The organism is Streptomyces sp. NPDC091279 (assembly GCF_044757465.1).
Taxonomy (GTDB): domain Bacteria; phylum Actinomycetota; class Actinomycetes; order Streptomycetales; family Streptomycetaceae; genus Streptomyces.
Genome location: NZ_JBIVVA010000008.1, coordinates 345,659 through 358,571, shown reverse-complemented (window position 1 = coordinate 358,571; position 12,913 = coordinate 345,659). Strand labels below are relative to the sequence as shown.

Annotated in this window: 9 protein-coding genes and 1 riboswitch; of the genes, 6 read left to right on the top strand and 3 right to left on the bottom strand. The window is 72.4% G+C overall.

Annotated features, from left to right (window positions below):
- Positions 1-196 precede the first annotated feature (196 nt).
- Positions 197-1,927 carry a DUF5691 domain-containing protein gene (locus ACIQOU_RS22240; protein ID WP_401538518.1) on the top strand — a complete coding sequence of 577 codons (1,731 nt, stop codon included), beginning with the start codon at positions 197-199 and terminating at the stop codon, positions 1,925-1,927.
- Positions 1,928-2,016: 89 nt separating this feature from the next.
- On the opposite strand, the gene ACIQOU_RS22235 is transcribed toward ACIQOU_RS22240, so the two are convergent.
- On the bottom strand, positions 2,017-2,433 hold the full coding sequence (locus tag ACIQOU_RS22235) for a cobalamin B12-binding domain-containing protein (protein WP_401538517.1): 417 nt from the start codon (positions 2,431-2,433) through the stop codon (positions 2,017-2,019).
- A gap of 435 nt (positions 2,434-2,868) precedes the next feature.
- Between ACIQOU_RS22235 and ACIQOU_RS22230 the strand changes: the two genes are divergently transcribed.
- Together ACIQOU_RS22230 and ACIQOU_RS22225 are read left to right on the top strand one after the other, a co-directional pair.
- A complete protein-coding gene (locus tag ACIQOU_RS22230; protein WP_401538516.1) occupies positions 2,869-3,741 on the top strand; it encodes an esterase/lipase family protein in 873 nt (290 codons plus the stop codon).
- A gap of 407 nt (positions 3,742-4,148) precedes the next feature.
- Positions 4,149-5,699 carry a M23 family metallopeptidase gene (locus ACIQOU_RS22225; RefSeq protein WP_401538515.1) on the top strand — a complete coding sequence of 517 codons (1,551 nt, stop codon included), beginning with the start codon at positions 4,149-4,151 and terminating at the stop codon, positions 5,697-5,699.
- Positions 5,700-5,763: 64 nt separating this feature from the next.
- Here ACIQOU_RS22225 and pcrA read toward each other — a convergent pair whose 3' ends face one another.
- A complete protein-coding gene (gene pcrA / locus ACIQOU_RS22220; RefSeq protein ID WP_401538514.1) occupies positions 5,764-8,268 on the bottom strand; it encodes a DNA helicase PcrA in 2,505 nt (834 codons plus the stop codon).
- Positions 8,269-8,540: 272 nt separating this feature from the next.
- Positions 8,541-8,697: riboswitch (cyclic di-AMP (ydaO/yuaA leader) on the top strand.
- A gap of 8 nt (positions 8,698-8,705) precedes the next feature.
- On the opposite strand from pcrA, the gene ACIQOU_RS22215 reads away from it, so the two are divergent.
- Both ACIQOU_RS22215 and ACIQOU_RS22210 read left to right on the top strand, forming a co-directional pair.
- Positions 8,706-9,881, top strand: coding sequence for an NlpC/P60 family protein (locus ACIQOU_RS22215; protein ID WP_401538513.1), 1,176 nt, complete (start codon positions 8,706-8,708; stop codon positions 9,879-9,881).
- A 188-nt stretch (positions 9,882-10,069) separates the two neighbouring features.
- On the top strand, positions 10,070-11,077 hold the full coding sequence (locus ACIQOU_RS22210) for a tellurite resistance/C4-dicarboxylate transporter family protein (RefSeq protein WP_401538512.1): 1,008 nt from the start codon (positions 10,070-10,072) through the stop codon (positions 11,075-11,077).
- Here ACIQOU_RS22210 and ACIQOU_RS22205 read toward each other — a convergent pair.
- Positions 11,055-11,408, bottom strand: coding sequence for a hypothetical protein (locus ACIQOU_RS22205; RefSeq protein ID WP_401538511.1), 354 nt, complete (start codon positions 11,406-11,408; stop codon positions 11,055-11,057). The genes ACIQOU_RS22210 and ACIQOU_RS22205 overlap by 23 nt on opposite strands.
- 412 nt (positions 11,409-11,820) lie before the next feature.
- On the opposite strand from ACIQOU_RS22205, the gene ACIQOU_RS22200 reads away from it, so the two are divergent.
- Positions 11,821-12,885: an NlpC/P60 family protein gene (locus tag ACIQOU_RS22200; RefSeq protein WP_401538510.1), complete on the top strand. Its 1,065-nt coding sequence runs from the start codon at positions 11,821-11,823 to the stop codon at positions 12,883-12,885.
- The last annotated feature ends 28 nt before the right edge of the window (positions 12,886-12,913 follow it).

Here is a 12,913-nt window from a genome sequence, read left to right as displayed (position 1 = left end):
GCGCGGGGAACTGCGCGACCAGCCCCCACCGGCCCGCACCCCGACAACGAAGGGACGCTGTTTTTCAGGGGCGCGGGGAACTGCGCGACAAACCCCCACCGGCCCGCACCCCGCAACGCACCCCAACCCCCCACCCCCACCCCGCAACGCCACTGAACTCCCAGGACCATCCCGGAACTCCCCAGAAAGAACCCGCATGAACGACAGCACATCCACCCCACCGGCCCCGCCGATCCCACCGGCCCTGCCGACCCCACCGGCCCCGCCCAAGTCACCGCCCCCACCCAGGCCCCCCGAGCCCCCCGACTGGGAAGACCTCGTCACAACAGCCCTACTCGGCACAGACCGACGCCCGCTCAGGGCACTCACAACGGCGACGGCAACAGCGCGCCGGCACGCCCCAGTCGCGCTACTGGACGCCGCAGCCCTGGAAACCGTCCGGCGTCGAGCCGGACTCCGCCCCGCCCGCGCCCCCCGACGCCCCACCCCCGCCCCCGAGGACCCCCGTCCACCCCTACCCGAACCCGCCGCCCACAGACTGGCGTTGCTCCTGGCCGACCGCCCCGGCACCGGCGGAGGCGGCCGCAGAGGAAGCGCACCGGACCTGATGGAGCTGCTCCCGCAGTGGCTGGCGGCGGCCAACGCCCACGGCTACGCGCCGCCGCCCCAGTGCCTCCCCGCGCTCCTGGACGCGGCCCGGGGCAGGACGGATCTGCGCCCGGCGGCACTGACGTTCGCGGGCCCGCGCGCGCTGTGGCTGGCGAGGCTGAACCCGGACTGGCGGTTCGCTCTGAGGGCGGCACCGGGCAGCGGGTCGGCCCTGCCGGCGCCGGTGGACGGCGATCAGGTCCAACACCTGTGGAAGGAGGGCCTGTTCACGGAGCGCGTCACCCTCCTCGCCACCCTGCGGACCCACGCTCCGGCCGCCGCACGCGACCTGCTCGCCGCGACCTGGCCGACGGAACGGGCGGAGGACCGCCTGATGTTCCTGGACTCCCTGCGCACCGGCCTCGCCCCCGAGGACGAACCCTTCCTGGAACAGGCGTTGTCCGACCGCAGCCGCAACGTCCGGGCCACGGCCGCCGAGTTGCTGTCCGCTCTCCCGGACTCGGCGCTGGCGGGACGCATGGCCCTGCGCGCGGGTGCCTGCGTGGCCCTGGACCGCACACGGGACACCCCGACGATCACGGTCGAGGCCCCGCACGAGTGCGACGCGGGCATGGAACGCGACGGCGTGGCACCCAAGGCCCCGGCCGGACGGGGCGAACGGTCCTGGTGGCTGGGCCAGTTGGTGGAGGCGGCGCCGCTCGGCACCTGGCCCGGCCGACTCGGCGGACGCGGTCCCGAGGCCATCGTCGCCCTCCCGGTGACGGACGACTGGCAGGGCGAACTGCACGCCGCGTGGTGCCGTGCCGCCGTCCGCCAGGCGGACCCCGGCTGGGCGCGGGCGTTGCTCGGTCCCCCGTCCGCTCCCGAGGCGGGCGGCCCCGGCGCCGTCTCCCTCGCCGAACGCGCCAAGCTGCTGAGCACCCTGGACGCGACCGAACGGGCCGACTGGGTCGCCGGTTTCATCGCGGCCCACGGCCTGTCCGAGGCGTTCCAGCTCCTCGGCGTCTGCTCGGTGCCCTGGTCACCGCCGCTGGGCCGCGCGGTCGTCGACGCCCTCGACATCGCGAGGGACGCGGGCAGTTATCCCTGGAGCTTCAGCGGCGTCATGGGCCTGGCCGAACGCTGCCTCTCCCCCGAAGAGGCCCCCCGCCTCAACGCCCTCCTCACCACCCCGGACACCCCGCAAGACGCCTCCCCAGGAGCAGCCGACTACTGGTCGGAGGCCTTCCAACGACTCGTGACGACACTCAGATTGAGAGGAACGATGCTGGAGGAACTACTCAGCCCGTCTGGGGGTCCCCCCTCTGGGGGAGTTTGAGGGTCAGGCCGAAGCGGGGGTCTGGGGGCCGCAGCCCCCGGTGCCAGCCAAGGGAACGGGAAGGGGCGGCGGGGGCGAGCTCACCCCCGTTACGCCCCCGCAGGCTGCCGCACATTCACCCGCACCCACTCCACGACCTCCCCCATGGTCGCCCCCGGCGTGAAGATCTCCGCGACGCCCTTCTCCTTCAGCGGAGCGATGTCCGCCTCCGGAATGATCCCGCCCCCGAACACCAGGATGTCCGCCGCGTCCCGTTCCTTGAGCAGATCGATCACCGCCCCGAACAGTGTGTTGTGCGCCCCGGAGAGAATGGACAGCCCGATCGCGTCCGCGTCCTCCTGGATCGCGGTGTCGACGATCTGCTCGGGCGTCTGATGAAGCCCGGTGTAGATGACCTCCATACCGGCGTCCCGCAACGCCCGCGCGATCACTTTCGCCCCGCGATCGTGGCCGTCGAGCCCCGGTTTGGCCACCACCACGCGGATCGGGCCGGTTGCCACACCCATCACTGCCTCCATGAAGCGACGACGTCCTGGTCCATCCGTACCGACTCCTACCCACCCAGCACACGGGCCGCGCACCGCTCGCGCGGACGCCCGCACCTCGGCGTGCGGAGAAGTGAACGAACGTTATCCACAGCATCCCTCAACCGGCAGTTTCGCGACGGAGACCGAGGGGGAAATCACACAGAGGGACATGTTCGCAGCGCTCCGTTCCGAGTCTCGGCGGCACCGGGGTCACACCGCGGCACCAGCGGGTGGGACACCGACGCCACGGAGGGAACGGCGGCGCAGGGGAGCCACCGGCACCACGGGAACCGCCGACACCACCGCACCGCGCAGAGGTCACCGGCAACTCGGAGGTCACCGCCAGGTCACCGGCTCCCCCGAGGGCACACGGGGGACAGGGTTGTCCTCGGGGGTGCCGACAGGAGGTCGGCCATGAAGGTGACCCGGGTGTTGACGCCCGCGCTCCCCCTCTGTCAGAAGCTGCTGCCGGACAGCGTGGCGGGGCTCTCCGTGGCCCTGTTGAAGGCGACGGCCCTGGAGTTGGCGATCCTCGCGGGGCATCTCCTCCTCTATCCCTCGGGCATCGCCCCGGAGCGCGGCCCGGCCGAGACCCCGGCCCCGGCGCCGTTGCCCGACGGCACGGCCCAGTTGCCGACGACGGCGAAACCCCCGGTCGTTCTCCTGCACGGCTTCATCGACAACCGTTCGGTCTTCGTCCTGCTGCGCCGCAGCCTCGCCCAGCACGGCCGCCAGCAGGTCACGTCGCTGAACTACTCGCCGTTGACCTGCGACATCCGCGCGGCGGCGGAGTTGCTGGGGCGGCACATCGAGGAGATCTGCGAGCGGACCGGCAGCCGTCAGGTGGACGTCGTCGGCCACAGCCTCGGCGGCCTGATCGCCCGTTACTACGCGCAGTGCCTCGGTGGCGACGTGCGCGTGCGGACGTTGGTGACCCTGGGCACCCCGCACTCCGGCACCCGGGTGGTGCCGCTGATGAACGCGCACCCGATCGTGCGCCAGATGCGCCCCGGCTCGGAGGTGCTGGCGGAACTGGCCCGGCCCGCGCCCGGCTGCCGCACCCGGTTCGTCAGCTTCTGGAGCGACCTGGACCACCTCATGGACCCGCCGGAGACGGCCTGCGTCGACCATCCCGACCTGCTCGCGCAGAACATCCAGGTGACCGGCGTCGGCCACCTCGCCCTCCCGGTGCACCCGGCGGTCGCCACCCGCATACGCCAGACCCTCGACGAGCCCGAGACGCAAACCGGCCTCACCACCCGGACGAACGGCCTGACAGTGGCCTGACCCCACCCCCACCCCGCGCCTCCGCCCAACCCTCCACCCGCACCTCCCCCGGCCCTCCACCCGCACCTCCGCCTGGCCCCCACCCCCGCCACCGAGGCCCTCGCCGACCTCGCCCCGCCGTCCGCGCGCCCCTGGAGGAGTCCGTCCGGCGCGCCCGACGCCACACCAGTCACGCCCCACCGTCCAGGTGGCGCCCGCCGGCTCGGCCACCCCGCCCGACCGGCCCCTCCACCTCGAACGGGCCCCGAACGCAGGGCCAAAGCCGTGCCCGCAGTCCGCCGAAAGGCAGCCGATTGCCCGGTTCCCGCGCGCGCGAAACCTGCGAAAGATTGTCGCGCCCGTATACCGCCGGGTACAGTCGCCGCACTGCTCTGGCAGCCCCTGTTGTCGAGGCGAAAGAGAAGTTGGTGAACGACCGTCACCCGTCGGGGACTCTGACCCCGACCCCGGCTTCCGACGCCGACCACCAGGCGCACCACGCGCCGTACGGCACCCAGGAAGCCCAGCACGGCGACCTCACCTCGTACGGCGGCTACGACACCGGCGCCTTCCCCACCGACGGCCAGGGCACCGCGACCTTCGCCGCCGACCCCCTCTTCGGGAACCTCCCCGGCGACGCCACCGGCGGCTACGACGCCTCCGCCTGGAGCACGGGCGGCCAGCAGATCCTGAACCACGACCCGTACGCGGCCCCGCAGCACGCCGGTTACGACACCGGCGGGTACGAGACGACGTCCTGGTCCGCCGACCAGCAGTTGTCCGCGATCCCGCCGCAGACGGGCGGCTCCGACGTCTCCGGCCAGTGGGAGACGCCCACCTGGCTCCAGACGGGCGGTGCCGAGACCTCCGGCCAGTGGGACGCGCCCGCCTGGCTCCAGCCCGACGCCTCCGGCGGCCCGGCCGACCAGACCCAGCAGTGGGAATGGGGCACGCAGGCCTTCGACACCGGCGCGTACGACGCCACCGGGTGGAACTCCGACGGTTCGGCGCCCGATGAGCACGACGCGCAGGCCACCGCCGTTTTCGAACAGGTCGAACAGCACGACGGGACCGGTGAGTTCGCGCAGGCCGACCCGTTCGGCTACGCCTCCTACGACGAACCCGGCGCGGACGGCGGCGAGTCGGCCGACCCCGGCGCGTTCCCGTCCGTGGGCCTCCTGGGCGACCAGGAGGAGGTCACCCCGGTGCCGGGCGGTCGCGCGGCCTCGCGTGCCGCGTCCCGTTCGCGCCGCCGCCCGCCGCCCAAGCGGTCCGCGCTGCTGACGATCGCCGTGCCGTCGGCGTGCGTGATGGGCGTCGCGGGCATCGCCGCCACGTCCGTGGGCACGTTCTCCGGCGACAGCGATACGTCGACGACGGCGACGGCGTCGGACGCGCACCCCGTGAAGCCGTCCGCCGCCAACAACAAGCTGGACAACCAGCTCCGGAGCCTCTCCGACGGTGCCGACGACTTCCGTGACCGGGCCAGCCGGACGCAGGAGCGCATCGACCTCAAGGCCGAGCAGGCCGCCGAGCAGAAGAAGGCCGCCGCCGAGGCCGCCCGCAAGGAACGGCTGCGCCCCAAGTACGCGCTCCCCGTCGCCCAGCGCGGCCTGAGCGCCTATTTCGGCCAGGCCGGCGTCAACTGGATGTCCGTGCACACCGGCATCGACTTCCCCGTCTCCTACGGCACCTCGGTGATGGCCGCGACCGACGGCACCGCGCGCACCCAGTGGAACAGCGCCTACGGCAACATGATGATCGTGACCGCGAAGGACGGCACGGAGACCTGGTACTGCCACCTCTCCAGCTACCGCGTCGCCTCCGGAACGACGGTCAAGGCCGGCGACCCGATCGCGTACTCCGGCAACTCCGGCAACTCGACCGGCCCGCACCTGCACTTCGAGGTCCGGCCCGCCGGTGGCTCCGCCATCGACCCGCTCCCGTGGCTGCGCAGCCACGGCCTCGACCCGACGTAGCGCCCCCGCTCGACCGGCCGGAACAGCTCGCCCTCACCCGTAGGGACGAGCCGTTTTCCGTCAACTACAGCTTCTCGACCGGCGCGTACCGCAGCAGCAGCCGCTTCGGCTTGACGTCCCCGAAGTCGACCGTCGCCTCCGCGTTGCCGCCCGTGCCCTTCACGCCGACGACCGTGCCGAGCCCGAACTGGTCGTGCGTCACCCGGTCGCCGACGGCCAGCGCGACCACCGGCTTCTCCGCCGCCGACCTGCGGGTGGCGAACCCGGACGCGCCCGACGCCGAGGAGCGCGAGCGGGACGACGACAGCGAGGCCGCGACCCCCGACACCGGTCCCGCGGGCGCCGACGCCTTGGCGCCGGTGCGCTTCCAGTCGACGTGCTGGGCCGGGATCTCCTCCAGGAAACGGGAGGGCGGGTTGTACGACGGCTGCCCCCACGCGCTGCGCAGGGACGCGCGCGTGAGGTAGAGCCGTTCCCGCGCGCGCGTGATGCCGACGTAGGCGAGGCGCCGTTCCTCCTCCAGCTCCTTGGCCTGGCCGAGGGCGCGCATGTGCGGGAAGACGCCGTCCTCCATGCCGGTGAGGAACACCACCGGGAATTCCAGGCCCTTGGCGGTGTGCAGGGTCATCAGGGTGATGACTCCGGAGCCGTCCTCGTCGTCGTCGGGGATCTGGTCGGAGTCGGCGACCAGGGCGACGCGCTCCAGGAAGGCGGCGAGTCCGACGGGCGTGTCGCTCTCGGCCTCGCCGCTCTCCTGCTCGAACTCCAGGGCGACGGCGGCGAGTTCCTGGAGGTTCTCGATGCGGGTCTCGTCCTGCGGGTCGGTGGAGTTCTGCAACTCGGCGAGGTAGCCGGTGCGTTCGAGGATCGCCTCCAGGACCGTCGCCGGTCCGGCGCCGGACTCGACGATCGTGCGGAGGTCCTCCATCAGCGTGTTGAACCGCCGCACGGCGTTGGTGGAGCGCGCCGCCATGCCGTACGCCTCGTCGACGCGGCGCAGCGCCTGCGGGAAGCTGATCTTCTCGCGCTGCGCGAGGGCGTCGATCATCGCCTCCGCGCGGTCGCCGATGCCGCGCTTGGGGACGTTCAGAATCCGGCGCAGCGGGACGGAGTCCTCCGGGTTGGCGAGGACCCGCAGGTAGGCCAGGACGTCCCGGACCTCCTTGCGCTCGTAGAAGCGGACGCCGCCGACGACCTTGTAGGGCAGGCCGACGCGGATGAAGATCTCCTCGAAGACCCGCGACTGGGCGTTCGTCCGGTAGAAGACGGCGACGTCCCCGGCCTTGGCGTCGCCCGCGTCGGTGAGGCGGTCTATCTCCTCGGCGACGAACTGCGCCTCGTCGTGCTCGGTGTCGGCGACGTACCCGGTGATGCGGGCGCCCGCACCGGCGTTGGTCCACAGGTTCTTGGGGCGGCGGGACTCGTTGCGCTCGATGACGGCGTTGGCGGCGGTGAGGATCGTCTGGGTGGAGCGGTAGTTCTGCTCCAGGAGGATCGTCGTCGCGTCCGGGTAGTCCTCCTCGAACTGGAGGATGTTGCGGATCGTCGCGCCCCGGAAGGCGTAGATCGACTGGTCGGCGTCGCCGACGACGCACAGTTCGGCGGGCGGCAGTTCGTGCTCGGCGAGCGGGACCGGCGGCACGTCGAGGGGCCGCTCGGCGCTGCCGACCAGCTCACGCACGAGCGCGTACTGGGCGTGGTTGGTGTCCTGGTACTCGTCGACGAGGACGTGCCGGAAACGGCGGCGGTAGTGCTCGGCGACGTCGGGGAAGGCGCGCAGCAGGTTGACCGTCGTCATGATCAGGTCGTCGAAGTCGAGGGCGTTCGCCTCGCGCAGCCGTGACTGGTACATGGCGTAGGCCTGCGCGAGGGTCTTCTCGAAACCGTCGGCGGCCTGCGCGGCGAAGTCCTCCTCGTCGATCAGCTCGTTCTTCAGGTTGGAGATCTTGGCGCTGAACGACTTCGGCGGGTAGCGCTTGGGGTCCAGGTCCAGGTCGCGGCAGACCAGGGCCATCAGGCGCTTGGAGTCGGCGGCGTCGTAGATCGAGAACGACGAGGTGAAGCCGAGCTTCTTGCTCTCCCGGCGCAGGATGCGCACGCACGCGCTGTGGAACGTCATCACCCACATGGCGTTCGCGCGCGGTCCGACGAGCTGCTCGACGCGCTCCTTCATCTCACCGGCGGCCTTGTTGGTGAAGGTGATCGCGAGGATCTGGCCCGGGTGCGCGTTCCGCTCGGCCAGGAGGTAGGCGATGCGGTGGGTGAGCACCCGGGTCTTGCCGGAACCGGCTCCGGCCACGATGAGCAGCGGGGTCCCGGCGTGGACGACGGCCTTCTTCTGGTTGTCGTTCAACCCGTCGACCAGGGCTGCGGCGTCCAGGACCGGACGCGGGGCGCCGTCGCGGTAGTGGGTGTCGCGGTCCGGGGGCGCGTCGAACTTCCCGCCGAACAGGTCGTCCGGAATCGACTCCGGGGCGTGCTCGTCCTCGGGTGGTGGCGGGGGTTCCTCGTCGTGCCCGCGGGGGGTCTGGAGGTTCGCCAGGAAGCTGTCGTCAAAGAGGCTGCTCATCGCTCTCCGAGTCTAGGCGGCCCCACTGACAGCCCGCCCCCGCCCTGAGAACATCCACCGCGCACGGACGTCCGGCCACGCCACCCGCGACCGCCCGTGACCAGGCGTTCACGTGCGGCGACCGACCCCCGCACACCTTCCCGAGGTCACGAAAACGTATCGGGCATATCGGCCATCAACCTTCACAGAGGCCACACGAGTTGGCTACCGTTCCGGCAAGGCCGCACGACCCTCTCCGGCGAACGTCGCCGGGCCGCGCGGCCGCCGCCGAGTCCGGGCCGCCGCCGCGCATCCGGAGCCGGGGACCCACACCGATCCCGGGGTGAATCGGTCCGCCCTCCCCTCGCGGGACGGGCACCGTAGGGCAACCCTTCCGAAGCACGCGCCCGAACCCGACAGCCGACTCGGTAGGCGGATATGGGAAGGAGTCGCCACTCTTGGCGTCGCACCGCAAGTCGCGCCCCTCGGGAGCACGCGCAGCAGGCATCCGCACCCCCGCCCTCGCCACGGCCGCCCTGACCTCCGTCGCCCTGCTGTCCCAGACGGCCGACGCCGCCCCCGCCCCCGACGGCAAGCCGAGCCTGGAGGAGGTCGAGAAGAAGGTCGACGACCTGTACCGGCAGGCCGAGTCGGCGACCGAGAAGTACAACGCGGCCAAGGAGCGGACCACCAAGCAGCGCAAGCGCGTCGACACGCTCCTCGACGACGTCGCCCGGCGCACCCAGAAGCTCAACTCCGCGCGGGAGGAGCTGGGTTCCTTCGCCGCGGCCCAGTACCGTTCCGGGGCCTCGACGCCGGACACGGCGACCTTCCTGCTCTCCGACACGCCGCAGGACTACTTCGACCAGACCCAGCTGATGAGCCGTCTGACCTCCCGCCAGAAGGGCGCGGTCGACGACTACGTCACCGAGCAGTCGGCGACCATGAAGAAGCGCCAGGAGGCCACCCGGAGCCTTGAGACGCTCACCGAGACCCAGAGCGACCTGCACACGGCCAAGGCCACCGTGCAGCAGAAACTCTCCGCCGCGCGCGCGATGCTGTCGAAGCTGACCGCCGAGGAGAAGGCGCGGCTCGCGGAGATCGAGCGGAAGAAGCAGGAGGCCGCCGCCGAGAAGGCCGCCGAACTCGCGAAGCAGCAGAAGGCGGAGCAGGCGGCCCGACAGGACACCCCTGACTCGTCGTCCTCGTCATCCTCGTCCGCCTCGTCGTCCCCTTCCGCCTCTTCCTCCTCCTCCGCCTCGGGCGACGCGTACTCCGTCAAGGCGGGGAAAGCGCTTGCGTTCGCCCGCGCGCAGGTCGGCAAGCCGTATGTCTGGGGTGCCACCGGACCCGGCTCCTACGACTGCTCCGGCCTCACGCAGGCCGCCTGGAAGGCCGCGGGCGTCACCCTCCCGCGCACCACCTACGACCAGGTGAACGCCGGAACGACCGTCCCCCTCGCCGACGCCCGCCCCGGTGACCTGATCTTCTTCTACGACGACGTCACCCACGTGGGCCTCTACATCGGCAACGGCATGATGATCCACGCCCCGAAGCCGGGCGCGTACGTCCGCGAGGAGTCCGTCTACTACGGCGGCGAGTCGATCATCCACAGCGTGGTCCGCCCGGCCTGAGCCGACACCGACCCGGCCGCACGCGCGCGTAGGCATCGACGGCACCCGCCGTCGCGGCACGCACGCGTACGGCCGTTTTGGCATATGCCCGGCCCGTGTCCGTGCGCCCGCGCCGCCCTGCGCGACCGTTTCCGCCCGCCCGCGCGTGCCCCGCGACCGCCGCGCCGGGTGCTCCCTAGCATCGGCCCATGTCCGCCCCTCACGGTCCCGCGTCCGGCTCCCTCTCCCCGCGCGCGTGGTGGGCACGCCGTTCGCCGGAGGCCGGGGCCGCCGTGCTGGCGACGGGCATCCTGTCGGTGGGGCTGCGGCTGACGGGGCACGAGGTGCTGTCGCTGATCGCCCTGGTGCTCGCGTGCGGGGCGTGGCTGGTGCTGGCCGCGCGCTTCGTCACGGGGCTGCTGTGGGACCGGGCGCGATGGATGGCGGCGGCCCGGGTGCCGGGGGCCCTGACGGCCGTCGCGGCGACCGCCGTTCTCGGCACCCGCTTCTCCGACCTGGGCCGGCATCTCCTCGCCGACGCGCTGCTGGCGCTGGCCGCCGCCCTGTGGCCGGCGCTGCTGATCGACGTCGTACGGCACTGGCGGCGGCGCGGGATGTCCGGCGGGGTGTTCCTGGCCTGCGTGGCGACGCAGGGGCTCGCCGCGCTGTCCGGCACGCTCGCCGGGGCGCAGACGGCGGCGTGGCTCGCGTACACCGCTCTGGTGCTGTTCTGGGGCGGCCTGGTCCTCTACTGCGTCGCGCTGGCCTGTTTCGACCTACGACAACTGTTCGAGGGCGCCGGTGACCAGTGGGTGGCGGGCGGCGCGCTCGCCATCTCCGCGCTGGCCGGCTCGACCCTGCTCGCCGCCGACGACACACGCCTCCACCTGTGGAACGACGACGATCGCGGCGTCCTGCGCGCGGTCACCGTCGCGCTGCTGGTGCTCGCCGGCGCCTGGTACGTCGTTCTCGCCGTCGCGGAGGCGGTCCGCCCCCGGCCGCGCTACGACGTGCTCCGCTGGGCGACCGTGTTCCCGCTGGGCATGACGGCGGCGGCCACGCTGGCCGTCGGGTCCGCCGCGCGCCTCCCGTGGCTCAGGGGGCCGGGGCAGGTGCTGCTGTGGATCGCGGTGGCGGGGTGGCTCGCCGTCGCCGTGGGTGCGGCGCGCCGCTGTGCGGGCGGCCGGGCGGGGATCAGGTCCACAGCACGGCGATGAAGATGTTCACCGTGGTGAGCAGGCCCACCAGGCCGAACAGGTTCTTGTCGACCTTCTCGTCGTCGCGCTTCACGTAGACGAGGCCCAGGATCACGATGAGCAGGGCCAGCTTCACACCGATCTTGAGGGTGTTGACGTGGTGGTCGTCGGCCTGGTTGAGGCCGACCAGGAGCGCGCCGGTGACCAGCATCGTCAGCGCGCCGTGCAGCATGGCGGGCACGAAACGCGCGGTGCCCCGGCCCATCGCCTTCAGTTGCGTGAGGAAGCCGCCGAGCAGCGAGGCGATGCCGACGATGTGCAGGCCGACGAAGAGATGGATGAGTACGTCCATGAGGCCGGAGCCTAATCAGGGGCCCGAGGGCCACCCGACACCGCCCCGTCCGCCCCCCCGCCGACCGCCCGCCTGCGGGTCGGCTGTAGCACCCCGGCACGGGACTCGCCCCGGAACTGCCCGTTCGGTCAACGCACCCCGTGAATCTGCCCGTTCCGTGCCCGCGATCCGATCAGTTCCGGTCACCTCCCGACCCACTTCTGGCAGTTGCGCACATCGCGTTACCTGGTTGTCATCGGCGGGCCTAGCGTCCTCCTCCAGGTGACCGGCTCCCCACCGCCGTCCGGACCAGGGGCGGCAGTCGGCCACCATCGCCGAGGAAGTCCGGCGGCGGCCCGCTCCCCCTGTGCGGGCCGCCGCCGGACGCGTGAAGGACGCTCCCGGCGGTCGTACGAGAGGACGTGCAGTCCACGTGGCAGCGCACCGCAAGCCCAGTCGGCGCCAGGTCAGCGGCGGTACCGCCCGCACAGCCCTCGTCCTCGCCCTCGCGGGCGTGGCGACGGTGACCGCGCTCGACGGGGTCGGACACGCCGAGCCGAATCCGAGCCCGGCGCAGGTGAGGTCGGCGGTGGACACGCTGTACCGGCAGGCGGAGGCGGCGACCGAGAAGTACAACGGCGCGAAGGAGAAGGCGGACGCCGCCGGGAAGCGGCTGGGCACACTGCGGGACGAGGCCGCGCGCAGGACGCTGAAGCTCAACTCGGCCCGCGACGCCCTCGGTTCCATCGCCGCCACCCAGTACCGCGACGGCGGCCTCGACCCGGCGCTCCAGCTCATGCTGTCCGGCGACCCCGACCAGTACCTGAACGGCGCCAAGTACATGGCGTACACGGGCACCCGGCAGGCCGCGGCCGTCGGCGTCGTCCGCCAACAGCTGCGGGAGATCGCGGAGTTACGCGGCGACGCACGCCTCCAACTGAAGGCGCTCACCGCACGGCAGGCCGAACTGAAGGCCCGCAAGAAGGCGGTCACCGAGAAACTGGCCGCCGCCCGCCGCCTGCTCTCCCGACTCCCCGCCGCCGACCGCACCCTGGTCGGCGAGCACGGCACGAGCACCGCCTCCCGGTCCGCCACCGAGTCCCGCCCCGACCTGACGCCGCCCGGGTCCGGCGCCGCCAAGTCCCCCGGCTCCCGTGCCGCCGCAGCCGTCGCCTATGCCTACGCCAAACTCGGCAGCCCCTATGTGTGGGGCGCGACCGGCCCCCACTCCTTCGACTGCTCGGGCCTCGTCCAGGCCGCCTACCGCGCGGCCGGAGTCTCCCTGCCCCGCACGACCTACGCCCAGATCGGCTCCGGCCGACGCGTCCCACGCTCCGAACTCCGCCCCGGCGACCTGGTGTTCTTCTACTCCGGCATCAGTCACGTCGGCATCTATGTCGGCAACGGCCGGATGATCCACGCCCCGAACCCGTCGGCGCCGGTCCGTCTGGCCCCGGTCGACGAGATGCCGTTCGCGGGGGCGACCCGGGTGGCGTGAACGGCCCTCGGGGCACCCGCACGGGCGG

What these genes read in the sequence shown, in the direction of transcription:
- pcrA (WP_401538514.1), bottom strand. Translation starts at nt 8,268, where the DNA reads ATGAGCAGCCTCTTTGACGACAGCTTCCTGGCGAACCTCCAGACCCCC.
- ACIQOU_RS22230 (WP_401538516.1), top strand. Translation starts at nt 2,869, where the DNA reads ATGAAGGTGACCCGGGTGTTGACGCCCGCGCTCCCCCTCTGTCAGAAG.
- ACIQOU_RS22205 (WP_401538511.1), bottom strand. Translation starts at nt 11,408, where the DNA reads ATGGACGTACTCATCCATCTCTTCGTCGGCCTGCACATCGTCGGCATC.
- ACIQOU_RS22210 (WP_401538512.1), top strand. Translation starts at nt 10,070, where the DNA reads ATGTCCGCCCCTCACGGTCCCGCGTCCGGCTCCCTCTCCCCGCGCGCG.
- ACIQOU_RS22240 (WP_401538518.1), top strand. Translation starts at nt 197, where the DNA reads ATGAACGACAGCACATCCACCCCACCGGCCCCGCCGATCCCACCGGCC.
- ACIQOU_RS22235 (WP_401538517.1), bottom strand. Translation starts at nt 2,433, where the DNA reads ATGGGTGTGGCAACCGGCCCGATCCGCGTGGTGGTGGCCAAACCGGGG.